This is a genomic window from Pseudomonas sp. Teo4 (assembly GCF_034387475.1).
Taxonomy (GTDB): Bacteria; Pseudomonadota; Gammaproteobacteria; order Pseudomonadales; family Pseudomonadaceae; genus Aquipseudomonas.
This window is the reverse complement of the sequence record NZ_JAXCIL010000001.1, coordinates 3,358,406-3,382,159: the sequence shown is the minus strand read 5'-3', so window position 1 is coordinate 3,382,159 and position 23,754 is coordinate 3,358,406. Positions and strand designations below refer to the sequence as shown.

The window sequence follows — 23,754 nt, the reverse complement described above, 5'->3', positions numbered from 1 at the left end:
CATGCATACCATCTTCGTCATCGTCGCGCCGATCTTTGCCCTGATCCTGGTCGGCTACCTGTGCCGCAAGACCAACAAGCTCGGCGACAAGGCCGCCGCCGAGATCAACAAGATGGTGGTCTGGCTGTGCCTGCCGGCGCTGCTGTTCAAGGTTACCGCGACGGCGACCTGGAGCGAGATCTGGCACCCGGGGTTCATTGTTGCCTTTGGTGCCGGGGCGCTGGCGATGTTCGTGGCCACGCTGGGCTGGCGCCTGTACAGCGGCCATGGTTTGGTTGCGGCCAGCATCGACGGGCTCAGCGCCGGTTACGCCAACACCGGTTATATCGGCATCCCGCTGTGTCTGCTGCTGTTTGGTCAGCCAGGCCTGCAACCGGCGCTGATTTCGTCGTTGATCGTGGTTTGCCTGGTGTTCGCGGTTTCCCTGACGCTGATCGAGGTCGGCCTGCAGGAAGAACGCCAGATCGGCCGCGCCATCTTGCTGGTGAGCAAGGCGCTGGCAAAGAACCCGTTGGTGATTTCGCCACTGGCGGGGCTGCCTGGGCCATGTCCGGAATGGGGCTGGCGGAGCCGGTGATGCACTTTCTCGACATGCTGGCGTTGGCAACCACGCCCTGTGCCTTGATTTCCCTAGGGGCATTCCTGGCGGAAAAACGCACGGGTACGCAGGCCAGTCCTTGGCCGTTGGTGGGCCTGAAGCTGGTGGGGCAGCCGGCACTGACTTGGGTATTGGCGTTCAAGGTGTTCAGCCTGCCGACCATGTGGGCGGCTTCGGCCGTGCTGCTGGCGGCGCTGCCGACCGGGACCGGGCCGTTCATGCTGGCGGAGTACTACAACCGCGAGGCCGGGTTGATTTCGCGGACGATTTTGCTGTCGACGGTGGCGTCGCTGGTGACCTTGACCGGGCTGTTGTACCTGTTGGGGTATGCGGGGTAACAAGGGAGCCCTATCGCCGGCAAGCCGGCTCCCACATAGAGCGCATCACTGCCGTACCTGTGGGAGCCGGCTTGCCGGCGATGAGGCCGATACAGGCAACACAAGACAGTTGCCCCATCTGTACCACGCCGACCTCCAGATCACTGTATGAGCCGGCTTGGCGTGGCGATGAACCGCAGCGAAAGGGCTGCCAAGCGGCCCCGGTAATCTCAAGCCTCGCTCAAATCCTCAAGACGATGCGTCTCAGGCTTTGCCACTGCGCGCCCCGCCAACCCCACCCGCATGTCATTGCCACTGGGCTGCTGATACAGACTCAGGCCAAACTCCGGCAACACCGCCAGCAGGTAGTCGAAGATGTCTCCCTGAATCCGCTCGTATTCCGCCCACACCGTGGTGGTGGTAAAGCAGTAGATTTCCAGCGGACACCTTCGGCGGTGGTCTGCATCTGCCGCACCATGCAGGTCATGTTCGGGTGCACGTTCGGGTGGTTCTTCAGGTAGGCCAGGGCAAAGGCCCGGAAGGTGCCGATGTTGGTCAGCTTGCGGTGGTTGGCCGACAGCTCCGCCACCGGCCCCTGCGCCTCGTTCCAGGTCTGAAGCTCCTGGCGCTTTGCAGCCAGATAGTCGCCGAGCAGGCTCACCTGGGTCAGGCGCTGTTCCTCTTCGCGGGTCAGAAAACGCACGCCGGCCGCGTCGATGAACAGGCTGCGCTTGATGCGCCGTCCGCCGGACTGCTGCATGCCTCGGTAGTTGCGGAACGACTCGCTCATCAGGCGCCAGGTGGGAATCGAGACAATGGTCTTGTCGAAGTTCTGTACCTTGACCGTATGCAGGGTGATGTCCACCACATCGCCATCGGCGCCGACCTGAGGCATTTCGATCCAGTCGCCCACATGCAACATGTCGTTGCTGGTCAGTTGCACGCTGGCGACGAACGACAGCAGGGTGTCTTGACAATCCAAAGAGGGGATAGTGTGGACACCCCGGAAGGCCCCGATTTCACTGGGCATGTCCTGCATCTGTCCCTGTCCATATGGACAGCAGGATGATATGGACACCTCCAGGTGCCTGTACCCTCATACCTATCCCTTTGCGCCGACCAGCAATCGGACTAGATGCCCATCGCTCGTGGGATAGATTATGTACAGGGGGCCTGAGCACAACCAAGCACCAGCCGACCTTCAGCCCAGCTCCTGGCCAAAACTGAGCGAGCTCGAACACCGCTTTCAGAACTGCCGTCTGCCAGCGAGAAAATCTGCAACCTCGGTGTGCCGCTGGCCATGTGAAGGCTGGAGCGCCCAAGCGTTTCCTGCTCAGACGCTCATTCCTACAGCCCAGACTCAACCCCAGACCCAACCCCAGACCCAACCCCAGACCCAACCCCCAGACCCAACCCTCAGACCCAACCTCCAAACCCACCCCCAAACCACATGACCAGGAGGCACTCAGGTTGAGGATGCCGACTCCAATTCCGCGATCCGCATTCTGAGTCGATGATTCTCAAACTGGATGGAAACCAGCTTCTGAAGCGTCTTCTGATAGAGCTCACTCTTCCGAACCGCTGTGTCATTAAGGCGTTGGGTCTTAGGCTTGGCGGCTGGCTTCTTACTCTTCAGAATCGGCGCCGCTTGGGCGCGCGTTGCTGAGCCGCCGTGTCATCAATTAACTTCACCAAGGCGGCTTGACTTGAGCGCCCCCTCTTTATCGAGCCTCTCTTCCTCCCAGCACCTAGCGCTACAGAGTCGAGGTTGATCTCTCTGCCTTCAAGCACAAGCCGGTCGAGCGCCTCAATATAGTGACTATTGCTAACCAACTTAAGCCTCCAGAAGTTCGCCGTATCCGGCTTTTTTGACTGCAGCGGTGATGCTCGATATCTCCGAGATGATTTGTTCACGGAACGGCTATTTTCTGGAAGGTGGATCAATGCTTTCCTATGGGTCGTTATCGCTTTATTGATCTTGGGCATAGATTTCGCACTAAGTATTGAATGGCTGCAGTCAACGCAAGGGGTCAGATTTGTAAATTTGATGAGGGCACACGGGTTGGGGTTCGTGCAGCCGCCTGCAGGGCCTTCTTTGTAAACCATTTCGCCCCGCTCAAATTTTTGCTTAGTAAACTTCCTGTCTGTGGTTATTATCAGCGGTTTACCTCGATCCTCCGCAACTTGGATTCGGTTTCCCTCCCCGCCCCAGAGAGGGGATGACGAATTGATAACATCTGCTTCGTAAAGCTCGTACTGCCTGAGTTTGATTTGAGTATCTATGTCATCAATGAGCAGCTTTTGTTCGGGGTCGATGACAAAGTTGATAGCGAAAGCACTCCCGTGTCGATAGTACGATGTCATAAATTCAGTTAGATGTTTGTACTGAAGTGCCATGGAACCTAACGAAACCATTCCTGATCTAGCTGCATAGACCGCAAGAGACCGCCTGCATTGATGGCTTTTCAAGGGCCAAGGTTTGCCTACCTCCAAACCCGGTATCCCTCGCCAATCCGTAAATCCATCGAACATTTCTAACTCACGGATGTCGCTCTCGGTCACCAAAAACACTGGGTTTTTGCGCAGCGGAACTGAGATTTTAAATGAGGCCCTAATTGGAACCTCAAAGTGGAATGATTGAGTTACACTCTTCGTATGAGTTAGCATGGGGAAAAGCGGATACCGACTGTCTTCCAGTTGTGGATAGGCGTTTTTTATGCGAGCTATACTGCCGATGGCGATCGCCGCATCGAACGCTTTCTTCACTGCTGGTGAGGTGATCCAGGTAGTCGGGGTGTAGTTTTCCGATGCTCCTTTGTAGGTGTTGCCCATAATGACCGGAATCTCTTGGCCATTTATTCGGATGGTTTGGAGGGCATTACATGCAAGCTTACTGACCTCGTCGTCACGCATGCCAGAAAATATATGTATCCAGAACTTGGCGATTGCAATGACTTCATTAAGGTAAGCGTTCAGCTTGGCAAGATTGGTTATGCCGAGGTTCAACAGGTCATCGCTCAAACCTAAGCAGGTCATCGCCGCTTCCCAGTGATCAATTTTCTTGCCAGTGGGTGGGTTGCTGAGCGGATAGCCGTACTCTGGCTCATCTTGACGACGGCTGTAGAACTCGATGATTTTGGCGCTCATGGAGTTAAAGGTGTCGAGATTGACCGCGAATTCGTTAATAATTGCTGCGTAGATGCGGGATGGAATTAACCAAGTCTGTTCGCGACGATCAGTTTCGGGGAACATTGACTGTAGAATGCCTTCAGCTCGCATGGACAGGCCTTCCAAAATTGCAAGGCCGGAGTGCTGAGACGTTTTGCTTATAATATTTATGTCACGAAGCAGTCTGACAAAAAGATCGGCTGTGGAGTGCTTAGGGGTCGCGGCGATGGCTCTTAAGATTTTTGCCTCATGGCGTTGCTGTGTGATGAGCTCTTTTATAGTTATGCTATTTGACAGTGCCATGGCAGCGAGTGACCGCAGGGCATGTACGGCCACGCTTTGTACTTTTCTAGCCTTCGGGAATAAATAAAGTCTTGAAAACTGTATAGTTTTCATTTCACGTTGAATGGCTTCATACAGTGGTGACGTATTATCACTATGCCAGCCGATAAAAGAGTAGGTAATGTTATAGGTGGAATACGCTCCCATGCGCCATACGTCATGCTTATACAAGCTCAGCGGCTTCCCATCAGTGTCTCGTGATATGATAAAATCTGGTGGGGTCGAGAGTGCCCCCTCTGATGGAACATAATTCTGAGGCGGGTAGTTTCTTTGCGTGGGGCTGAGGCGCAGTCGTTCTTCAATATTCATGACACGTAGCCCATATAAACTAGTGCGTCTAGATGAGTTGCCCAGAACGGGTCAAGTTCACCGCTACTTACTTGCTCTTCAACTTGTTCAATCAATGACTGGTTATCAATTTGTTCCGTAACTAGGCCGATAATCTCATTAATCCGGTACTGGAGAGGGTACATATTTTCCGTCCATCTGTCTGAATCATAATGCGGTTGGCTGGCTTCAATAATAAATTTAATGGAGAGAAGGCGCTTGAGGTCTGTAACGTCAGCATGAACGGCATAGTACTTACAGAAAACACAATATTCTGGTTCACGGCATGACGGTGTTGGCGACAAGCTCGTGAAGCCTGATGCCAATGTGGGTTCTCTTGCTGCAGATAGGCAGGAGCCGCCCGGAATCGTTAACGCGTCTGGTTCTGCTTCAATGATTTTCACCGGAATAACATTCTGATTCCGTCCTCGTGCCAAGGCAGCGCCCTGCATGGCATCGAAGAACGCGCTGAACTCTTGAGCCAGATCTTCTAGGGATGGACGACCGTAATGGCTTTCAACGGTGCGTACGGTATTGCCGAGCTTCTGTGCAGTTAGCAAAGTGTCGCCATTACTTAACTTTAAGTATTGATAGCTGACATTCTTCCTGTACTCCATAGGCGTGACCCAGCGCACATTAGGCATCAGCTTGTTAAGTAACGACTTATAAGCCTGTAAGTGGGCGGCTAGGATGGTGGAGTATCTACCGTCTCGCTTAGGGAATGGAAAAAGGAGAGGGATTCATCAGAGCCCAAAAGCCAACGACGCAATTCCAGAATTTTGTTGTAGGTGCTGCTGTACCTGGCGCCGAATTCGGGAGATACCGCCTTTCCGTTCGCCCGGCCTTTTATACCCAGCATGCGCATGCCTTTGGAGGTTGGAAGCGGTTTGAAGTCTGTTGGCTCAACTTCTGCAATAACAGACGAGTTGCTGCCAGTTGCTGCAATCAAACTGGTGAAGCCCGCAACCATCGCCATGATTACAAGGTTTCTTGAACGGTATAAGTTTCGGTTCGCGGAATTTGAGTCGGTTACCTTCTTTTTCAGAGCTGAATAGGCAAGTGCTTTGTCTCGGTCACTAAGTCGAGAAAGATCGACGCTGGCTGAGGTCAACACATCCAACGGCGGGAGAGTCGGGCACTTCCTCAGCTCTTCATACATCAATTGCACGTTGGGAGTTTTTCGATAACCGATTTCGTCATGAAGGTAATATGGTTCTCCCAGCGCTGGGGTCAGCATGAGGGGGTAGGGCTCATTATTCACAATGACCCGGTGAACTTCGTCTAAGAAATTTATGTGTGCGGCGAAACAGATATCTTGCTCATCTGAAGAAGGTTTGTCGGATTTTACAATGCCTGGCTTGCTTTTGTTTAATTTGGTGGCCCATGATTTTATTATGCGCAGTTCTTCCCCTGTTATGATTGAGATAAGTTTGGCCACAGCTTTCTGCTGGTTCGTCGCCACAGTTGCTGTGATGCGGTTGCCGCTCTTGGGCGTAGCCTGTGTTCTTTGAATTAAATGAGTTGTATAGCCTATGTATGCCATCTTCAAGTCATTTATATCATCGAGGCTTATGTTGACGTAGTTGGCGTCAATCCAGGCGAAGAAAAGATTGAACCAGTGCCGATGTTTCTTTGCGGTTTCTAGATTTTGGCCTCGAATGAATTCGATGATTATGCGAGCGATCTTAAGTCGGTGGATATCCAGACTATTTGGATCGACCTTGTCGCCGATTTGACCGCTAGAGCCGTGCGCACGCTTCTTATAGCAGAATGACGATACATCTAAGTTGTGTACAACAAAATTTGTTCTATGTACATGTTGGAAAACTACCGAGTCAGGGATCAGAATGGTAGTAGTAACGTCCGAGAGATCGATGATCGTGACGTTCCTGGGCCGTAAGACTGGATCATTAGCGGTGCTCATTCACTACGGCCCCGCACAACATGCGAAAAAAGCTTAGATTCGAATTGGTCTCGCACATGGTTTTTCCACTCGATTCTCGACCTATAGTTTAGGTATTGGAGTGTAATCTCTTTATTGCGGTGTCCCATGCGTTGCTGGACTAGTTCCAGAATCGCGGTTATGGGTTTGCGGTCAGGTCTATCAAGCTCGTCTTCTAGTAGGTTCATGCCAAAAGTCGCCCGCAGATCGTGGAACTTAAATCTTTCAAAGCCTGGAGATGCTTTTTGAATATCCCGAATAAGGGTTTGCAGGAACTGACGAACCGCTTCTCCCTCGGTGTGTGAATAGGGTTGGCCAAAATTTGAGCTGTTCGGGTCTGCCGTGAGGCGTTCTTTCATTTCCTGTTTGCTTGTATAGAAGGGTGTTCCTTTACTGGTAAGGAATATGTAATTTGAATCGGTATCTCCGTAATACGAAGACTCGCGCCTTCCTTGCGCAATGCTGCAGCGGATATAAATCTTGAGGTCATCTACCAACCATCCAGGGATTATGATTGTCATGCGCGCCTTTTTCTTTGTATCGATGCCAGTCCCTGCACCCACTGGAAGTCTGAGATTACCTTCGTAGTCCAGTTGCCTATTAAGATCGCAGATCCTGATAGTGCTGAGTGTCTGCAATCGGGCACCAGTGAAAATCGCAAGGTAGAAGAGTAGCTGATAGGCCCGGTCGCACTTCTTGAGCGCCTTTAACAAAACCATCTGCTCATGCATGGTTAGAGGCTTTGTCTTGCCGTCATCGTAAATGAAGTCAGGATCTGGTAAAGGCTTGGATCCCTGTAGAGCCAAGTCTGACGATGAGACGGTGATAAACGTCTTCAAGCCAAAATCTGTGGTGGTTTCTATATATCTAATGACCTCTTTGTAAGGGGCCTCCACTATAAGTTCAGGGTCGATTAGCTTGAACTTAATAATATTTTTGTAGAAGCGGTGGATGCCGCTCATTCTTTTCTTTCCAGTGTCAAGCGTCATTCGGCCTGAGTCGATTTCGCCTTCAATATGCTTCTTGAATCGATAGGTTGCTTTGAGTTGTTTTAGTTTTGGAAAATGCAGGTAGTCTATGTTTTCCGAATCCAAGAATCTTCGGTAATCCAAAAGATGGTCGGCGATGGATGCATAAGTGCGGTGGTTGTAATTGAGGGTATAGTGATATTTATGAATCAGATAAAGGTTGGCAATATCCCAAGGTTGACCCTCGCTGTCTAGCAATACTGGGAAGTTGTAGAGTATTTCGTTGTTGGTGGGCTCCAGGTTTAAATCGGAACTGATCGAAGTTGCTGCCGAGTCAGGGGTGCCATAGTTTGGGGTAAGAACCTGGAATCTCTCGATCTTAGTAACTTGGGCTTCGGAACTTTTTCTAGGGCGAGCGGATGCATTTCTGTCCAAGACTAGTCGGCTTTGCAGTGGGATTTGTTTGGAGGCTATCCGGATTTTTCAACGGCGTCTAGAGTTTTTTTGAATCGTCAATATATACATAAAATGATGTTTGTGCGTCGCGTAATTTATGCGCCGGTTAAATGCTGTTTATTGCTATATTGAATTTCTTCGATTGCTTCCTCGCACGCCTTGCTGTGCATGGCATTCACCTGATTGTTATGAATTTTGATCTGTTCGAAATTTCAGGTCGATTTACAATACATGGATAAAACGCCTCCAATGCTGGTTAGCTGCCCGATGGCAGGCAAGCGGTCAACGCGAGCGTTGGGGCTGCGCGGTGTGCTGTGTCTGTCGCCCGCTTCTGTGGATAACGCCATCAGAGGGGGCAGGTATCGACGCGCTATCGCCCATCATCGTAAGCGTTACTGTACGGGCGCTGGTAGTTGGCCGATGATGGATGCATGTGTTCAGAGTATTGTCTTAAGTGGCATCTGCAGCCTGGCCAGACCCGCATACCGAACCCGGAATTCAAAAAGTTGATACTGGGAAAAAGCTTAACCGGATGATTATGCCCAGGATCCGGTTATGCTTAGAGCAGAACTATGAGGCGCTAATTTAAGTGCGCATGAAAAACAATCGGTCTTAAGGTTGGGTATCGAACCTACTAAGATCTTTCTAGCAAACGCCATTTCTCCAAATGTATCGAGGCTCATGGGCAAATTAGGCCCGCTGTCAGCTGTCAGCTGTCAGCCTTCAGCCTTCAGCTTTCAGCTTTCAGCTTTCAGCAGGAGCTGACCGCTCCCACAGAAATCCCACCGTTGAACGGCTTATCCCCAACCGCCGAGCTGTCTCGGCCTTACTCAAACCAGCGTCTTTGCATTCAAGTACTTTTCGCAGCTTGACGACATCGGCTGGTCGCGCTGGAGGTCGTTTCAGGATTGTCATGCCGGCGAGGTGAGCCTTGATGTCGTCAGAGCTGACCTTGAGCTCAAGCGCCCCCATTCTTCGGTCGCAATCGCGAGGACATCGGTGGCGGAGGTCTCGTCGCGTGTCGATACAACGAGCGCCATGAGCGACACAGGGACAGGCCGAGTGCCTCGGCCAGCTCTGCGAACTTCTCGATCGTCGGATTGCTGTCGGCGTTTTCGATCCTGCTCAGGTAAGTGCGGGAGGCTGCGTGAGCGAGGTTCTCCTGCGTGAAGCCCAGGCTCTCCCGAAGTGCTCGAACGACTGCGGCTAACGCTTGCTTCAACAAGGCGACGTCCTCAAAAAGCGAGGATGTAGCCATGTTGGCGTGTACAGTTACACATCGCATAATGTATAAAACTGTCGATTGCTGAGCCAGGGCTATCGGTTGCGCTGATTGGGGCACTCGCGGATGAGTCTCCGAAGCGCCACTGACGCAGCCGGCGAAGCCGTCGTTTGGGATGAGGGGAGGCGGCATGGCTCCGGCAGAGGCTGCAGGAGTTCACTCAATAAATTGCTAAATCGCATCGCGTCTTGGCGATCTGTCGATCGTAGAAAAACGGTGCAGCTGGCTCTCCACCCTCAGTGGTTTATCAATTGTCGAGATCGAAGTAGATGTCTATTTGTGAGTGGGCGCGCAGCGTCCAGGGAGCTAAGGGTCAACAGAGCGCCGGGCAAGGCTTGCCCTGTGAGGTCGTTCTGGCCCAGAGCATCGACTGGTCGGTACACATTGACGCGTACCTATTCAGTGCTGCCAGGGTGGGTGAGAGATACGTCGCGCTCGTATACGGCGACCAATCGGGGTGTCCTCAAACGGTATGACTGTTGCTACGCCTCCATTGCGATGCGTCGCCGAGAGAGAGGGCTTCAAGCTCATGCGCAGTGCCAAAGGAGATCACTACGTGATCACGAGCGAACAGGGCTCGTGACTGCCTGTGGCCAGAGCATCACTCGTGGCGGGGCAAGGTGGTACAGGAGTTGGCCTTGCCTCTTATCCAGATGTGTGCCGCCTGAACCATTCCCTCAGGCTGCGTTGAAGTTCGTGTGAATAGCTGCGCCTGCCGAAAACTAATGCCTTAAGGACGAAAAATGGCTGACCTCGAAAAGATAACAGTGATTATTAAAAATTATGACGTCCAAGCACTTGGCGATCTTGATGCGCTTTATAATCGCGTAAGGCTTGAAGATGCACAAGGCAACACGTTCTATTTTAAAGAGGTGGTTGTTCCGAAGTATCTAAAAAATCACGGGGCTATGGCGACTGAAGTCCCACGAACTTGGTATTTCAAAAGAATTTCAAAAAAGACCATCGTTGTTTTGGCTTTTGAAAACAAGAACGGGAAAGTCGAATACGACCTAGATGATATTCGTTTGATTGCAAGATCAACCGTGTTGAAAGGTGTAGTATTTTCGCTTGCTTCAGTTCCAGCAGCTATTATTGCTGCTACTGCCACGTTTGGCATAGGGTTAGTGCTACTCCCGATGGGGCTTTGGTACGGATACAGGAACATATTCAAGCTGCCCGCCATGCTGAGTCGTAAGACCCTTTTGAGCGATTTTGCGCAACACGGAATTGTAGTTCGCTGATCGCCACGCAACGTAGTGCATCAGGTGATCCAGGGGGCCTCGAAGGCCGCTGACCTTGGCAAGATTCTGGATCAGTATCAGCTCGGGAATCCGGAAGGGCGGAGCAGAGCGGACATCCGATGCTCATAACACAGCCAAGCAGGCGGGATCTCCGCCTCTTGCCTTTGAACCCGAACCTGTCTGCCATGGCCCCTGCTGCCAAGAAAACGGCTAGCGATGCTCATTACTCGTCGTCAAGCGCCTCGCGGTGCTGCTCCACGTGTGCAAGATCACGCTCCCAGGTGTCGAGAAAGTCAGTCCAATCCTGTAGATAAAACCCTTCCTCAACTCTAGTAGCGGGCCCGAGCGCAACAGTGAATCGAGACTTCCAGGGTTCTGGGATATCCTGATCGCGGACGATCCGGCAGCCCACTGGATGAGCTTCCTTGGGCAGCTCAGCCAGCTGAGTTAGGTCAAGTTGGCATTCGCTCAGTGGTTCTTCGCGATCGAGTCGTTCAAGCTCATCCAGTCGTTCCAGAATCGGGCGTGCGCTTCGGTCGCCAGGCATCAGGTCAGCCAGTTGCAACAGCGCCTTTCTTCTTTCTCTTTCTCGCAGCCAGATGTCGTTCATGAGCATTTCCAGTTGGAGTACAAATGTGCTCCTGGTGATAGAGGGATACAGGTCAACGGCTAACCCTGCTTGACCCTACAAAACCAGGCTGCGTAATCCATGCATAGATCAGAGGGCGGTAGGGGAAGATCCCACGACGCCCTGGCGAGCCCTCAGGGGTTTCAAAGCGATTGGTGATCCACGTGAAGAGAGGGACTCGGCGTCCCATTGTTGCACATCCCCCGGCCTTCTGGTGCGCCCCTTGGAACCAGCTATCGTTTCTTTGGCATGTGCAGCAAACAACCGAGCTTGAGCGGCGAACCTCATGAGATTTATCGCGATGAGCCTGGGGTTAGTGATAGTCATAGACTGGCATTTTCCATATTTGTCAATCCAGTCGCATGTAAACTATAAATTCGGTTCGACACATCACGCGTCCTTAATGATATAGGCCATGTGTAATTGAATGTGCTTGTCAGCGCACTCTAGATACAAACTCACTAGTGATCTCACTCGCACGGAGTCGGCTCCGAAGGCATCAATTACCCGGTTGCTGCTTCGAGAATGATCATTAATCCAGTTGTCGTACATTGATTTGTGCGCTGCGGAATATCTCAGCTCATTATCGGCGTTCTCAGTGAAGCACGCGTTGATGATTGAATACTCGCCAGAGGTAAATTTCTCAAAAAGACCTTCAGGTACATTAATAAACTCTGCCGAGTTTGTTATGCGGTCGAGATGGGCTTTGTCTAATGCTGGGTTGAATTGGAGTTGGTTGTGCGTGCGTTTTAAGAATGTTGCAAAGTCGGAAGGTGAAAGGCCAAGGTCGATGTGCGCCCAGTAAGTTATTAGTAGTGCGATTTTTTCAATGATGAGATGAAGTTCTTGATAGGATGTGTCCTGCAAGTCAGGAGTGACACCGTGTGCAACTTTATCCCTGATTCGCTTGATGAGCCTGAAGTCGTTATCGGTTAAGTTGATGACTTTAAGGATGTCTTCGTTTGTGCTGCTTCTCGCGAGTTCGTATTTCTCCAGGAATGTAAGGTCTCGCGATGCTAAGAAAATCGTATCAATCAATAATTGCACTTCTTCAATCTGGTCTTCGTTTAATGGATTTGATAGTTGTTTTATTTTTTCTTTCAGTTCTGTTACTTTCTTGCTCTCAGCCTTTGTTGATTTGCAATTCGCGATAGTTGCAGAAGTGCTGACGTACTCGTCCAGCAGGCTAACATAGCCAAGGATTTTGAACTCCCAAAATCCCTCATAGCGCTGCATGCCTGCAAGACGAACCCATGTCGATTTTCGATAAGGGGAGGCGTAGAACCGCTCGAATATCGACTGCCAGTTATCATCCAGAAGGTCTCGTAGCGCCAAACAGCTTAGCCAGTAAGCTCCGCTTGAAAACCTACTGCCGATTTTTTTAAAGGATGGAAAGTAGATAGGTACGGAATATTTTGAGTTAAATCTGCCCCACACACTTTCGATGGATACAGGCGTCGCAGTCAGTATGGATAATAAAGTCGATAGCTCGAATGCTTTATCTCTTACCTCCTCGATTGCAAACGTGCCGCTAGGTCGCTCAAATGTAAAGCGGATGTGTTCATGTATGACATGGTTTTCACCGCGCCTTTCTAGACTGCTGAATGTTTCGGTATTAAGGGTGAAGTCTTCTTCGTTTGTTTTGATTTCTACCGATAGCTGGGGTGTTGGATTTTTCCAGGTTAGACTCTCACCGAGCTTTCCATCTAGATATTGGCCATGCATGAACCAGTCTGAAATATCTGCGTATTTAACCTGGAGGCTGTCTGCTTTAGAGTTTATATCTCCGCATGCGATGTAGTTTGCATAGATCTGGCTATTTGCTATTTCGCAATTAAATAAGGTGAAGTGCTGCCTGTCTTTTGCTCTCGCCTTCAGAGTTGAAGGCGCTATGTGAGTGATCTTGTGATCATAGTTGTGCTCCAGTTGGATGCAGATTAGGCCTCCTCCAAAAGTTAGTCGCCCCTCGCCGAAGATCCCGTGGTCATCGTGATAAACTTCGACATTGAATTCAAATTCGTGAGAGAAGTCTAGGGCTTGTATCATTGTTTAGTCCTTGTTAAAAAATCTCGATCGATCAACAGGTCAGTGTAATTATTGTATTTGATTAGGAGGGTGGAGGTTTAGATGCCTGCTTGATGCTGGAGAGTCAGAGATGGAGATTGAGAGACTTCGGCTCGTGGCAGGAGCAGTTCCAGTCTATCAATGACTATCAGTGTGCGGCGATGGGGCTTCAGTCACTCCAGCGCCACTGATGGCAGCGTTCAGTGTCGATAGGCGAGTGCACGCGCCTTGGCGTATCGCCAGCCTCGGGTGGAGTACATTTGTACTCTTCGAGTGCAGAGGCGCTGTGAGAGAGTTAGACGCAGCGATAGGGGGGCTAGCTTCTTAGGTTGATGACGCCAAGAGTCGCCGCCTAGTGTGCCCATCTGCTGTAATAAAATAAGCTACAGTTTCGATTTCCTGACGATGCACTACATTGTTCCCATGAACTAAACTATAATTTAGTTTTTGGGTGCATTGTCATGACGAATCTTGTACAGCTCCGCACCGCCGCAGAATTCGGCGCTGCAGTTCGAAAAATACGAAAACAGCAGTCGATCATACAAACAGACCTTGCCAGCATACTAGGCAAGAGTCATGTGCTGCTGAGAGACATCGAGACCGGCAAAGGCACTGTAGCTCTCGCAAGCGTGCTGCAGGTGTTGAACGAGCTTGGCATACGGATCTACGCAGACCTGCCAGAGTGACCAAGAACATTCAAACAGGCTCGTACAACAGCGTCATCGGGCATTGGTTTGGCTTGCGCGATTCGAGTATCCAGCTGAGATAGACGTCTGATTGTGTTTTGCGGGATCGCGCATATCCTGCAGAATGGACGTCGTATCAACTGGATGGAAGCAACGATGGAAAAGCCCGTGATCTCTCTGGAGCGCCGTAACCTGGCTGAGCTTGAGGTCATTGAACGTCTGGCAGTGGCAATGGGGGGCGAAGCGTTTGAGTCCGACGTGCGACATTTATCCGACCTTCACACCGTGGATTCTGACTCAGCCATCCAAGCTATCAACCGCCTCACTCATCCTTCTTTAATTGGGATGAGCGACACACCCTTTCAAATCTTCCAACGGTTAAGTGACGATCTGGTCATGCGAGCGCCTGCGCTGCTCCAGCGCCCAAGTTTTCGGTACCGGAATAGCGATAACACAGCAGTCCCGTATGAGCTTTGGCTGGCCATCGTACGACATGCCCGTGAGTATTTTGATGCGGCGGGATTGGATGCAGACTTCTTGGCCGCGAGACAGCGGGAGGGGCTTTCGAACAGGAGGCCTTCGATGCCCTTATTGCCTCGAAACGCCGTCAATGATCGCAGCGAGCGATAGGTACCAGTGACAACCGTCATCTAGTCGTCCCGCTTCCCCTTACGGCTCAGTAGGTTGGTCAGAAGAAGTTGCCTGACAGGGGGCTAGCGCGCTCTGATGGTATGTGACGGTGCTCAGTGCTTCCCATTACCCTCCTGGGACAGCCTCTGACACCGAAGTGGTCGCTCAAGAGAGAGGAGGGCAATGATGCTGCTGAAGCATCCTGGCCTCACCTCTGTGAGTCGTTATCTCTTCATTCAGATCGGTGGCATAGCGCGATCAGATCGGTGACACAACGTGAGCGCAATAGTGGGTTTGTCAGGAAGGGGAGTGTCTTGCTGCGACGCTCAAAGCGGCGTTTTAATCCCCACCCTGATCTGGCCCTGGTAGTACGGGATATGCTGTTACGAGGCTTAACCGTCCCGACCATCATGGTCAAGATTGTCATAATAGTCTCGTTCGAACTGGGTCATGTTCGCGCGAACTTTTTCATATTCGCGCTTCGAGCTCCTTTCCATCTCGCTACGAACATTGTCCGAAAATTGCACGTCCGTTTTGAGGCAAAGGAACAACGCCTCGTACGGCGCTGCAGGTCATTGCCATGAGCTGCAATGAAGTAAAGGGGCTCATTGTTCCGGATGCGCTGGGAGATTTTCATGTTGCCCCCGTTGTCGGCTATGTCGACTGAGACGCCCCCTCACCCCTGAGCTCAATGATTCAGAGTTGCCCACGTAATAAGGCTTAAAGTTGTCAGGCCAGTTGCGCCCCAAGTAGTCGTTATCATCGAATGTGATGTAACCGGTTTCACTCCTCACCTCGGTTGTGCGGTTGCTTTCTTGTGTGGCGGCGTGCCCAGGGCTCAAGGACGCTTCATTGACATCATCGTCACTTTTGACGATGATGGGTGAATGAGATATCCAGGCGGGAAAGGCAAGTGCTATCAGCGCTTGATCAACCTGATGCCTCCGCATCAGACCTACATCGAGTCGCACTTGGGTGCGGGCGCTGTCCTGCGTCACAAGAAACCTGCGGCGCGCAATATTGGCGTGGACGTCGATCCCGCCGTCCATGGCGCCTGGGCGGGTCATTCAGTTGAAGGCCTTGAACTCGTTCAGGGTGATGCTTCGGGCTACCTAAGCAGTTTCAACTACGACGGTACCGAGCTGATCTATGCTGATCCTCCGTATCTCGCTCAGACGCGGCGTCGCTCCAAGATTTACCGGTTCGAGTATGACCATGCCCAACACGAGCAATTGCTGTCCACGCTGAGCAACGTGCCGTGCAACGTGATGATCTCCGGCTACGACAGTGCTCTCTACAACGAAGCGCTCCAAGGATGGAGGAAGGTAACGTTTATGGCCAAGACGCATACGGATGTCAGGGAGGAATGTGTATGGATGAACTACGCTGCCCCTGACGAGCTTCACGACAGCCGTTATCTGGGTGATACCTTCCGCGAGCGGCAGACCATTGCCCGGCGCCAATCCCGGCTTCGCGATCGTGTAGCGGCGATGGATCCGTAGAGCGCAGCGATTTCCTGCACTGGATCACGCAGACGTACGGCTCCGCACAGGAGGCCCGGTGATGCAAAACGGAGTGGTGTTCGTAGACTCCAAGCTCTATAGCCGCGACTTCCCGGATGCCATGAGCGAAGTGCTTCCTGGGGTTTCATGGGGGCTTGATCGAGGCATTCCCAACTCCGGCGTACTGGGCTTACCAGGTCTGGGCCAACGAGCAAGAGCCCGAACCGCTCAACTACAAATTGGGTGAGACCTTGGCCGAAGAGGTCGGTGCATGCCTGCTGGGCGGTCATGGCATCCCGGCAAACGTAGGCCTCGCGGCATTCGCCCACCTGAGAAACCTCGGCGCCTTTGAGGCCGATGTTCCCAGTGAAGAGCAGTTGCAAGCGTGGCTCTCCATCCCGCTCACCATCGGTACCCGCACCGTACGCTATCGCTTTGCCAAGCAAAAGGCACGTTACCTCCATGCGGCACTGGCTGCCCTGGCTCTGGGGGCGTCCTCTTCATTCTGGGCGTGCTCTGCGGGACTGGTTGCTGGAGCTGCCGGGGATCGGCTACAAGACTGCCTCTTGGGTTGCGCGCAACTGGCTGGATGCAGACGACGTTGCCATCTTGGACATCCATATCCTGCGCGCCGGGGCCTGGCAGGTTTTTTCTCCCCTGGACTTACCGTAGAGCGCCACTACCTGCAGCTCGAAGCAGAGTTTCTGGCGCTGAGCCAAGCGCTCGACGTTCGTGCCTCTAAGCTCGACGCCCTGATGTGGTACCAGATGATGTCCGCTTCGACGGTGGTTCACTCGCTATTGAGCCAGGCCGGTCTAAAGGCTGCCTAGTGCTACGTGGCCGGCCCACCGACCAGCGCAACGCCCACGCCCGTTAGCACGCCGGAAGGGGCAATTCGGCTGGCCCAAGGTTCTCCCGTGATGCCCAGCGGACAGAACGCATAGCCCAAGGCTTCAGCAATCACTGCCATGATCGCCAGGAGTGCTCCGGCGTCTCGCCAGATCAGGCTCTCACCATTCGCATATTTCGCTCCCGTCTTCCCGGCTTCTGCCACCAGAAGCAAGCGTGTGGCCTGCTCGGCAGGTAGGGTCATATGGCACTGCGCGACCAATTCTGCGAGGGCCTCGCCGGATCCCGGTAGTTCGATGAGGCCGTGACGGCGACTGTCATAGCGACGCCAATTCAACGTTCCTGGAAGGTGAACCAGGATATGGATGGGGTGTATAGCGCCGGCAGAGGGCGCTGGTCGCAGTTCAAGGTCGAAGCCGTAGTTCGACTCGGCTATGCCCTGAGTTCGCGCACAGCGCCACAGTAACTGGCCCAGTTGCCCTTCATCCAGCGCACTGAAGCTGCGCCGGGTGCGCCTGTGATCGAGGAGGTCAAGGATGCCTTTGTCGCCGACATGCGCCACGTCGGGCAGCGAATGGAAGTCGCCCTCGGGCCAGGTGAAAGGCAGATAGTGCCCCGGCGAAGCTCTTACCGTAGGGCTACTGAGGTTGATCCTGTCCATGTTCGAGCTCGTGCCAGACCTCAAAGTACTTGAAGCAACCTCGGCAGTTCCGCAAGGCACGTTGGATTTGTGGCAGCTGTGGGCCCAAGCCAACATGGAAGCTGGAACCCCAGCAGTCTTCACCAGCTCGGTGGTGCTCAATCCGATAGCAGGCGCTTCAATGCTCATCTCACCCTCTTGGATGACCATCAACTGATTGAGGGCAGCCACAAACTCTGGGGTGCCGTCGCGGTGAGATCCATCGGATTTCACGGTACCCAGGTAGAGCTTGTTTACGCCCAGGCCGATTGCCTTCATCGCCGCCAGCGTGACGAGCATCTGGTTGCGGTAGGGCCACCAATCACTGGCAGGTGCGTGAGCATCTGCTTTGCCCCCGGCCATATCACCAGAGCCGACGGAGCGGCAGTCGATCGAGAGGACGTGATGCTCAATACCCAGCTGCTTGCAGACGGTGCTGGAGGCGGAGATCTCAGCCTCTGCGGCCAGTTGTCCATAATTTAAGGTGATACCGATCTCGGGACGTAACCACCACGCCAATGCGAGCGAGTCCATGCCACCTGAGAGGAGAAGAGCCCGCTTCATAGTTCTGCTGCCTTCCAGGCGGTTTGGTAAATGGCTGTCACGAAATCGTCCGTGATGGTGCAGCCTGAGCCGGCCATCATTTTTTGATCTTCCTCAGACTCATTTTCCACGTACATGATGACGGGCTTCTTGAGTGCTCGTGCGTAGCCAATCTCGTAGATCGTGCCAGCGTCGAGGCCGTCACCTATCGCGAGCATCAGGTCGCATGCGTGAATGGCTTCAATATCCTTGTGCACGACATCCTCTGCCGGCCCATGGCCCACGTCGTGTACCGGGGAGAATACGTTCAGCCCCATCTCCAGAAGCTGGCCGCGCGCTTCTTCAACGAGCCAAAGCTGGGACAGCGAGAAGAAGGGGCCTGCCAGATATACCAGGGGCGCTCTTCCGCCCCTCGACTTTTTAGGCATGCTGGCTGCACTTGGGGTGTAAGTGCTGAGTCCGGCTTTTGAAGCGAAGCCCTGCGATTCACAATAGAAAGCGGTAGCCCTTGATGCGAGTGTTGCCGCTTCCAGTGGAGTCAGCGCCTCCTCAAGCCAGAAATACGCAAAGGTAGCGACGAACACGTCACCTGAGCCCACCTTCCAGACCTTTGGCGTCACGAAAGAGGGGATAGCGTGGATGCGATCCTCATGGAACAGGAGCGCACCGGCTGGGCCCATCTTGATGATGACGATTTCGGCATGCTGAGACTGGGATAAGGCGCGCGCCAGATAAGCCGCGCTTAAGGTGCTACTGCCATGCAGCGCTTGCGCCTCGCTTCTGTTCAGGATGAGTGCCAACCGCTCAGCTTTGGAGCCATTCTCGCGGAACGGCGCCGGGTTGCTTGAGCTTTGAGGGTCGTAAACTGCCTGGTAAGCGTCGACGATGCAGTCACCCTCCATAAAGCCGAAGCGCACGACATTCCTAGCCGTGACCTGCAGGCTTTGCTGGCTCTTCGGGATGGGGTCGATTGAAGGCTTGGACAATCCGTGGGTGTAGCGGAATTGCAGACTTCGATCAATGGCATGCGATTCCAGGGAGAAACCCTCCAACGCCGCTCTCAGGCGAAGCACCGACCCCGCCGCGTCGTCGGTATAGGTTGCGAGGCTGACCGTCCCTCCCAGGCGCGCGATCGCCGTAGCGGCTCGCCCGCCCGAGCCAAATAGCTCCTGCCACGTGGGGCACATGCACTGCTCGTAATAAACACCACCGGCTATGCTGATCATCACATCACTCCTGCTTGACCGGTGAGATCTTGAGCGCCACTTGCCCGCCAATTTTGGCCGTGACAACTGCTACATAGTTCGTGCCGTTCTGGATGCAGGTGATCAGCCGGATCGCTTTCGGGGACGCAATGCCGCCTGCGACATGACCATTCCAGACGGCAAGCGCTGAAAGCTCACTGCCTGCAAGGCCTACTGTCATCTGGAGGATGTCGCCGACGGTGATCTGCTCAACGACTTCGTGCTTCGGAGATGCCAGCTGAGTCTGTAGGTAGAGCCTGTCACAGGCCGTCTCGGTGGGAGCTCCCGCTGTGTAGTCCCTGAATAGCTTGCCGTCTGAACCTGACATTACGTTCCCCAATATCCCTATGTGAACCTACGCAGCGCTAGCTTGCCTGCAAACCAAGAGCTGTTGACAGCGGTTTGACTGATGCTAGAGTGCCAGCACTCTAACCCTGCCAGATCCAATTTGCCAATAGGTAACCGGGGCGGTTGAAGATCCGTAGGGCTCATGCATGCCAAGTTAAGCGTTTAAGCTGGCCTGGCTCAGTTCGTGCTAACACAGGGTAGTGTTTGCTGATGTCGAAAATCCTCGATTTTGAGATTAAGAACTACAAGGGCATTGTCAGTACGAGCATAGAGCTCTCAGGGCGAAGCGACACGCCGATCGTTATGCTCATTGGATTGAACGAGAGTGGTAAAACGACCATTCTTGAAGCGATTTCGCAATTTGTGAGCAGTGACCAATCGGTTTCGAGCCTTTATACATTCAGCCCGAGAACAACGAAGAATTTACCTTCATTCCTGCCAGTCAGAAGGGCTCATTCAAGGGCACGGTTTCGGTAGCCGCCACGGTGAAGCTGGACGACACCGAAGTGTTGGCGATCAAGCAGCTTGTTGAGCTTGCAGGGCTTGAGGTTGATGTCGAAGCTCTACGCAAGAAGTTTCGAATTGCTAAAGAAATCAGCTTCGCCAATGACCCCAAAGGTGAGAGCTCGGGTAGCCTGGGGTTGGAGTTTAACGTCAGGATGCCAGGGGCATTAAGCTTTGAGCCTTTATGCGCAGCCGGATGATCCACAACAGAATCTTTGGGAACTCATCGCCGAATTGGTGGTGGAGGGCGTTCCCACAGTTGCGTATTTCCCGACGTTTCTGATTAACGTGCCTGAAGAAATTGAGCTGGCACCGTTTGCGGGAGAGAGCTATGAGCAGCGGCACTATCGAGAGATCGTAGAGAAGATCTTTGCCTACGCTGAGCATGACGTAGACGAGCATATCAACAAGCGCATCGCCCAGTATCGCGAAAGAAATGGGCCCCAATGGCTCGACACGTTCTATCGAAGCCATGAAAAAGGGCAGATCGATGCCGTCTTTAAAAAAGTTTCTCAAGCGCTGACCACCGAGGTGATTGGTGGTTGGCGGCGGGTCTTTTCGCGCGAGACGACCGCCAAGCGGGTTGAGTTGCAGTGGTCTGTCACGGGGCTGACCGACCTACTGCCATGGTGTCTTTTGCGGTCAGCAATGGCGATTCTGACTACAAGATCAGTGAGCGCTCAATCGGGTTCAGGTGGTTCTTCACGTTCTTGCTGTTGACGCGTTTCAAGCTGGAGAGCAGTAAGCGCAAAACGATTTATGTATTCGACGAACCTGCGGCCAACCTGCACGCTCGGGCCCAGGTAGAGTTGCTGACGTTCTTCGAGAAAATGATCGAGAACGGCGACAAGATTATCTACTCTACTCACAGTCATCATATGGTAGATCCAAGGTGGCTTGCTGGAGCATACATTGTAGAGAATCGTGCCGCGAAGCATGACGATGCGGACGGGTATGACCTTGAGTTCTTGCCAGCTAAAATTGCCGCTATCAAATACAAGCAATTTTTAGACAGTTATCCAAGTCGAAGTCATCACTTTCAGCCGGTCATTGAGAGGCTCCAGTACGTTGTGCCCCAGATTGTCGGCACCTCGCCCTGTGTCATTGTGGAAGGGATCTCGGACTACTACGCGTTAATGGCCGCCTCCACCAGTTGCGACTGCGCTTTGAATTTCAATATCGTCCCAGGCGTAGGCTCAACCTCCTCCGGCAATTTAATTAGCCTGCTGATGGGCCGAGGCGAGAAGTTTATCGTCCTGTTGGATGACGATAAAGCCGGGCGAGAGGCGCGCGATCGATATAGGGCAAAGTGGCTGCTGCCTGAGGACGTCGTCATTACGCTCGCAGACATCGATGCTTCCTACGCCACCATGGCCCTGGAAGCCCTATTGGGGCCGAAAGCTTTGAGTTGGCCCAGCGGAAGATGGGATTATCCAGTCCGCCGAAAAAAGACCAATATGGCTTGTTCTTGGCAGAGCACTATTACAAGGCGCAGACAGGCCTGGAAATATTCTCACCGCAAGGCCTGGAGAACCTGCATGCCGTGCTTAGATTCCTGGCACAGAGGTTCGCGCAACAGTAGTGTGAAGAAGTGGGGCATCTACGTTGCGTTCAGTAGACCGCGACGTAGGATGATCAGGGCCTCGGTGTGGCCGGTGTTGTCACGGAGGCCGCTTCAATGGTCGGTTCACCCTTCGGGTTGCCATTGATGGTGATTCCGACGTCGAATGTCTCTGCAAGGCCAGAGATCAAACGCTCCCGCGAGCTTTTGGAGAAGTCGTCACGGGTCACGCTGGAGGCGGCTCCGAACAGGAAGATAATCACGAGCAGGGTGGTCAGGGCGTTTCCCACGACACCGCCTACACCCCGAACAACAGGGCCTTGAGCCCATGGGAGAAACGCTCACCATAGGTCTCGGGCTTGTGCCGCTTGATGAACAACCACAGCTCTGCCTTGTAGTGCTTTTCCATCTCATCGAGCTTTTCCTGGACAGCTTGTCCTAGGTACTCGTTGAAGAGGTTGTTGGCAGTGTCTTTGTACATGTCCACCGAAGGTAATTCAGCGCAATGCACGTGGTTGCGGACTTCCGCGTCGGTGGGCTGTCGGTTGTTTCGGGAGGCGAATTGCTGCAAGTACTGCTGCTTGCTCTGCTTGTACATGCAGTACGCCAACTGCCCCACGATGTCATCTGGGTTGTCGACGAGCTTTTCGTACATGACATTGTGCCCTCCTTGCGACGCATCATCGTCGAGAGAGGGGCGGGCAGGAAGGGCTTGAGAGGCGGCTTTTGAGGGCCTTTCTTGCGCACTTTATCGAGAGGCCACACGCTTGGCCTTTGCGAACCGGGCGTTGATGGTGGCGGCGCTCTCTGTACTGAGACCGCGCGCAAACGCGCTCACAGCTTTATTGGCGCTGCGGCGTTTCAAGACTTTCGACACCAGGTCGTTTTTGCCCATGAGGCTTTTGAGGAAAGCAGTCATAAATCCTCCTGATTCACGAGGCCAGTATACACCATGCTATGACGGCGCACCAAAGGATCGGGTGGTTGTCTGCCGTTGGCCGTCGATTCGTTGGTCGCCCCAGATTAGGCGATGTCTCATGGGGGATCAATGCTTTGTCATCGGCTGGATCAGCTCGGCCCAATTTGGCCTTGCGAGCGGAGGATGAGCGTAACGAACTCCCGCAGATCCCGGAGTGGCCCTATGCCCCTGCGATCAAGGTGAAAACCCCTGATCCCCACCGCCAAAGGCCGTCCCGGTCGCACTTCGGCGAATCGCCCACCATTACGACCCGAGGTGCTTCTTCCTCCGGCTTGCCAGGGATGACGCCGAGCTCATGGCATGCCTTCATATACAGAAAGGGATCCGGTTTGGTGACTCCAAGCTCGTAACTCAGGGCGAAGGCCGTGTGCTTAGGCATCAGGGCCTTTACTGCCGGCCCATAGGGGGCAGCCAGGTTGCTGCACACAGCAATCGCGATGCCGTGGCCCTGGAGTTCGCTAATCGCTTCCAGTGTTTCAGGGTAAAGTGCGATGGAGTCAATTTCGCGCGCCAATGCGCCCTCGATTTCAGCCATGCGTGCCGGCGACGTCCAAATGCCCAAGGTATCTGCTGCCTCACGCAGGCTGATGTTGGCTTTCATCAGGTGGTGCAAATCGCCGGGCAGCGGGCGGCGACCTTGCATGGCACCTTCACGTAGCAATTGGCGATACGGGTGGGTGCGGGTGCCGATCCGCAAGGTGGTGCCGAAGGCGTCAAAGATGACGGCGGTGATTGCCATACGGCACTCCATAAGCGTATGGCACGGATCTTTCGGAACTCTGCAAGCCACGCGTCGCGTGCTCGTCGGGGCTAAGGGAATAAAAAGTCAGCTGATCTAAGGGAGGATTTGACTCGCTGAACCGATGGGGTAGGGCACGGCTCCCGACCATGCTGAG

The 23,754-nt window shown here is 53.3% G+C and carries 22 protein-coding genes and 3 pseudogenes; 11 read left to right on the top strand and 14 right to left on the bottom strand.

Annotated features, from left to right (window positions below):
- Nucleotide 1 precedes the first annotated feature (1 nt).
- Nucleotides 2–936 (top strand): annotated as a pseudogene (locus PspTeo4_RS15200) (AEC family transporter).
- A 209-nt stretch (nt 937–1,145) separates the two neighbouring features.
- Here the strand turns inward: PspTeo4_RS15200 and PspTeo4_RS15195 are convergent.
- The 6 genes and pseudogenes from PspTeo4_RS15195 to PspTeo4_RS15165 form a co-directional block, all read right to left on the bottom strand.
- A pseudogene (locus PspTeo4_RS15195) lies at nt 1,146–1,888 on the bottom strand (mechanosensitive ion channel family protein); the annotation flags it as partial.
- Between the two features lie 659 nt (nt 1,889–2,547).
- On the bottom strand, nt 2,548–4,734 hold the full coding sequence (locus tag PspTeo4_RS15190; RefSeq protein WP_322364620.1) for a hypothetical protein: 2,187 nt from the start codon (nt 4,732–4,734) through the stop codon (nt 2,548–2,550).
- Nucleotides 4,731–5,369: a hypothetical protein gene (locus PspTeo4_RS15185; RefSeq protein ID WP_322364619.1), complete on the bottom strand. Its 639-nt coding sequence runs from the start codon at nt 5,367–5,369 to the stop codon at nt 4,731–4,733. Before PspTeo4_RS15185 ends, PspTeo4_RS15190 begins: the two co-directional genes overlap by 4 nt.
- Nucleotides 5,370–5,437: 68 nt before the next feature.
- A complete protein-coding gene (locus tag PspTeo4_RS15180; RefSeq protein WP_322364618.1) occupies nt 5,438–6,676 on the bottom strand; it encodes a hypothetical protein in 1,239 nt (412 codons plus the stop codon).
- Complete coding sequence (locus PspTeo4_RS15175) at nt 6,673–8,097, bottom strand: site-specific integrase (protein ID WP_322364617.1); 1,425 nt, start codon at nt 8,095–8,097, stop codon at nt 6,673–6,675. Before PspTeo4_RS15175 ends, PspTeo4_RS15180 begins: the two co-directional genes overlap by 4 nt.
- A gap of 979 nt (nt 8,098–9,076) precedes the next feature.
- On the bottom strand, nt 9,077–9,376 hold the full coding sequence (locus PspTeo4_RS15165; protein WP_322364616.1) for a helix-turn-helix transcriptional regulator: 300 nt from the start codon (nt 9,374–9,376) through the stop codon (nt 9,077–9,079).
- Nucleotides 9,377–9,669: 293 nt separating this feature from the next.
- Between PspTeo4_RS15165 and PspTeo4_RS15160 the strand changes: the two are divergent.
- Both PspTeo4_RS15160 and PspTeo4_RS15155 read left to right on the top strand, forming a co-directional pair.
- A pseudogene (locus PspTeo4_RS15160) lies at nt 9,670–9,983 on the top strand (hypothetical protein).
- Between the two features lie 160 nt (nt 9,984–10,143).
- Nucleotides 10,144–10,641, top strand: coding sequence for a hypothetical protein (locus PspTeo4_RS15155; protein ID WP_322364615.1), 498 nt, complete (start codon nt 10,144–10,146; stop codon nt 10,639–10,641).
- A 223-nt stretch (nt 10,642–10,864) separates the two neighbouring features.
- On the opposite strand, the gene PspTeo4_RS15150 is transcribed toward PspTeo4_RS15155, so the two are convergent.
- Both PspTeo4_RS15150 and PspTeo4_RS15145 read right to left on the bottom strand, forming a co-directional pair.
- Nucleotides 10,865–11,251, bottom strand: coding sequence for a hypothetical protein (locus PspTeo4_RS15150; RefSeq protein ID WP_322364614.1), 387 nt, complete (start codon nt 11,249–11,251; stop codon nt 10,865–10,867).
- Nucleotides 11,252–11,659: 408 nt separating this feature from the next.
- Nucleotides 11,660–13,315, bottom strand: a complete 1,656-nt coding sequence (locus tag PspTeo4_RS15145) for a HEPN domain-containing protein (RefSeq protein ID WP_322364613.1) — start codon at nt 13,313–13,315, stop codon at nt 11,660–11,662.
- Nucleotides 13,316–13,794: 479 nt separating this feature from the next.
- Here PspTeo4_RS15145 and PspTeo4_RS15140 point away from each other — a divergent pair, with 479 nt between their 5' ends.
- From PspTeo4_RS15140 to PspTeo4_RS29925, 4 genes are all read left to right on the top strand, one after another.
- Nucleotides 13,795–14,019, top strand: coding sequence for a helix-turn-helix domain-containing protein (locus PspTeo4_RS15140; RefSeq protein WP_104444313.1), 225 nt, complete (start codon nt 13,795–13,797; stop codon nt 14,017–14,019).
- A gap of 156 nt (nt 14,020–14,175) precedes the next feature.
- Nucleotides 14,176–14,649, top strand: a complete 474-nt coding sequence (locus PspTeo4_RS15135; protein WP_322364612.1) for a hypothetical protein — start codon at nt 14,176–14,178, stop codon at nt 14,647–14,649.
- Between the two features lie 926 nt (nt 14,650–15,575).
- A complete protein-coding gene (locus PspTeo4_RS15130) occupies nt 15,576–16,151 on the top strand; it encodes a DNA adenine methylase (protein WP_322364611.1) in 576 nt (191 codons plus the stop codon).
- 357 nt (nt 16,152–16,508) lie between these two features.
- Nucleotides 16,509–16,823, top strand: a complete 315-nt coding sequence (locus tag PspTeo4_RS29925) for a hypothetical protein (protein ID WP_416196926.1) — start codon at nt 16,509–16,511, stop codon at nt 16,821–16,823.
- A 160-nt stretch (nt 16,824–16,983) separates the two neighbouring features.
- Here PspTeo4_RS29925 and PspTeo4_RS15120 read toward each other — a convergent pair whose 3' ends face one another.
- From PspTeo4_RS15120 to PspTeo4_RS15110, 3 genes are read right to left on the bottom strand one after another with little or no spacing between them, the layout of a single operon-like run.
- Nucleotides 16,984–18,243 (bottom strand): 7-cyano-7-deazaguanine synthase, encoded by a 1,260-nt coding sequence (locus PspTeo4_RS15120; RefSeq protein ID WP_322364609.1) that lies wholly within the window; start codon nt 18,241–18,243, stop codon nt 16,984–16,986.
- A complete protein-coding gene (locus tag PspTeo4_RS15115; RefSeq protein ID WP_322364608.1) occupies nt 18,240–19,448 on the bottom strand; it encodes a PfkB family carbohydrate kinase in 1,209 nt (402 codons plus the stop codon). Before PspTeo4_RS15115 ends, PspTeo4_RS15120 begins: the two co-directional genes overlap by 4 nt.
- A gap of 4 nt (nt 19,449–19,452) precedes the next feature.
- The gene (locus PspTeo4_RS15110; RefSeq protein WP_322364607.1) at nt 19,453–19,794 is read right to left on the bottom strand and encodes a hypothetical protein; all 342 of its coding nucleotides are present in this window, start codon (nt 19,792–19,794) and stop codon (nt 19,453–19,455) included.
- A gap of 230 nt (nt 19,795–20,024) precedes the next feature.
- Between PspTeo4_RS15110 and PspTeo4_RS15105 the strand changes: the two genes are divergently transcribed.
- Genes PspTeo4_RS15105 through PspTeo4_RS15090 form a run of 4 tightly spaced genes read left to right on the top strand, consistent with a single transcriptional unit; the run spans nt 20,025 to nt 22,027 of the window.
- Nucleotides 20,025–20,291: an AAA family ATPase gene (locus PspTeo4_RS15105; RefSeq protein ID WP_322364606.1), complete on the top strand. Its 267-nt coding sequence runs from the start codon at nt 20,025–20,027 to the stop codon at nt 20,289–20,291.
- An 8-nt stretch (nt 20,292–20,299) separates the two neighbouring features.
- On the top strand, nt 20,300–20,518 hold the full coding sequence (locus tag PspTeo4_RS15100; RefSeq protein ID WP_322364605.1) for a hypothetical protein: 219 nt from the start codon (nt 20,300–20,302) through the stop codon (nt 20,516–20,518).
- Nucleotides 20,493–21,038, top strand: coding sequence for a hypothetical protein (locus PspTeo4_RS15095; protein ID WP_322364604.1), 546 nt, complete (start codon nt 20,493–20,495; stop codon nt 21,036–21,038). Before PspTeo4_RS15100 ends, PspTeo4_RS15095 begins: the two co-directional genes overlap by 26 nt.
- On the top strand, nt 20,945–22,027 hold the full coding sequence (locus tag PspTeo4_RS15090) for an ATP-dependent nuclease (protein WP_322364603.1): 1,083 nt from the start codon (nt 20,945–20,947) through the stop codon (nt 22,025–22,027). The genes PspTeo4_RS15095 and PspTeo4_RS15090 overlap by 94 nt, the downstream gene beginning before the upstream one ends.
- Before the next feature lie 150 nt (nt 22,028–22,177).
- On the opposite strand, the gene PspTeo4_RS15085 is transcribed toward PspTeo4_RS15090, so the two are convergent.
- From PspTeo4_RS15085 to PspTeo4_RS15075, 3 genes are all read right to left on the bottom strand, one after another.
- Entirely contained in the window at nt 22,178–22,534 is a 357-nt protein-coding gene (locus tag PspTeo4_RS15085; protein ID WP_322364602.1) for a hypothetical protein, read from the bottom strand.
- Nucleotides 22,535–22,627: 93 nt separating this feature from the next.
- Entirely contained in the window at nt 22,628–22,798 is a 171-nt protein-coding gene (locus PspTeo4_RS15080; protein WP_177410834.1) for a hypothetical protein, read from the bottom strand.
- 220 nt (nt 22,799–23,018) lie between these two features.
- Nucleotides 23,019–23,597 carry an HAD family hydrolase gene (locus tag PspTeo4_RS15075; RefSeq protein ID WP_322364600.1) on the bottom strand — a complete coding sequence of 193 codons (579 nt, stop codon included), beginning with the start codon at nt 23,595–23,597 and terminating at the stop codon, nt 23,019–23,021.
- Between the last annotated feature and the right edge of the window lie 157 nt (nt 23,598–23,754).

What these genes read in the sequence shown, in the direction of transcription:
- PspTeo4_RS15190 (WP_322364620.1), bottom strand. Translation starts at nt 4,734, where the DNA reads ATGAATATTGAAGAACGACTGCGCCTCAGCCCCACGCAAAGAAACTAC.
- PspTeo4_RS15185 (WP_322364619.1), bottom strand. Translation starts at nt 5,369, where the DNA reads ATGGAGTACAGGAAGAATGTCAGCTATCAATACTTAAAGTTAAGTAAT.
- PspTeo4_RS15180 (WP_322364618.1), bottom strand. Translation starts at nt 6,676, where the DNA reads ATGAGCACCGCTAATGATCCAGTCTTACGGCCCAGGAACGTCACGATC.
- PspTeo4_RS15165 (WP_322364616.1), bottom strand. Translation starts at nt 9,376, where the DNA reads ATGGCTACATCCTCGCTTTTTGAGGACGTCGCCTTGTTGAAGCAAGCG.
- PspTeo4_RS15155 (WP_322364615.1), top strand. Translation starts at nt 10,144, where the DNA reads ATGGCTGACCTCGAAAAGATAACAGTGATTATTAAAAATTATGACGTC.
- PspTeo4_RS15150 (WP_322364614.1), bottom strand. Translation starts at nt 11,251, where the DNA reads ATGAACGACATCTGGCTGCGAGAAAGAGAAAGAAGAAAGGCGCTGTTG.
- PspTeo4_RS15145 (WP_322364613.1), bottom strand. Translation starts at nt 13,315, where the DNA reads ATGATACAAGCCCTAGACTTCTCTCACGAATTTGAATTCAATGTCGAA.
- PspTeo4_RS15140 (WP_104444313.1), top strand. Translation starts at nt 13,795, where the DNA reads ATGACGAATCTTGTACAGCTCCGCACCGCCGCAGAATTCGGCGCTGCA.
- PspTeo4_RS15135 (WP_322364612.1), top strand. Translation starts at nt 14,176, where the DNA reads ATGGAAAAGCCCGTGATCTCTCTGGAGCGCCGTAACCTGGCTGAGCTT.
- PspTeo4_RS29925 (WP_416196926.1), top strand. Translation starts at nt 16,509, where the DNA reads ATGTTCCCAGTGAAGAGCAGTTGCAAGCGTGGCTCTCCATCCCGCTCA.
- PspTeo4_RS15120 (WP_322364609.1), bottom strand. Translation starts at nt 18,243, where the DNA reads ATGAAGCGGGCTCTTCTCCTCTCAGGTGGCATGGACTCGCTCGCATTG.
- PspTeo4_RS15115 (WP_322364608.1), bottom strand. Translation starts at nt 19,448, where the DNA reads ATGATCAGCATAGCCGGTGGTGTTTATTACGAGCAGTGCATGTGCCCC.
- PspTeo4_RS15110 (WP_322364607.1), bottom strand. Translation starts at nt 19,794, where the DNA reads ATGTCAGGTTCAGACGGCAAGCTATTCAGGGACTACACAGCGGGAGCT.
- PspTeo4_RS15105 (WP_322364606.1), top strand. Translation starts at nt 20,025, where the DNA reads ATGTCGAAAATCCTCGATTTTGAGATTAAGAACTACAAGGGCATTGTC.
- PspTeo4_RS15090 (WP_322364603.1), top strand. Translation starts at nt 20,945, where the DNA reads ATGGTGTCTTTTGCGGTCAGCAATGGCGATTCTGACTACAAGATCAGT.
- PspTeo4_RS15085 (WP_322364602.1), bottom strand. Translation starts at nt 22,534, where the DNA reads ATGTACGAAAAGCTCGTCGACAACCCAGATGACATCGTGGGGCAGTTG.
- PspTeo4_RS15080 (WP_177410834.1), bottom strand. Translation starts at nt 22,798, where the DNA reads ATGACTGCTTTCCTCAAAAGCCTCATGGGCAAAAACGACCTGGTGTCG.
- PspTeo4_RS15075 (WP_322364600.1), bottom strand. Translation starts at nt 23,597, where the DNA reads ATGGCAATCACCGCCGTCATCTTTGACGCCTTCGGCACCACCTTGCGG.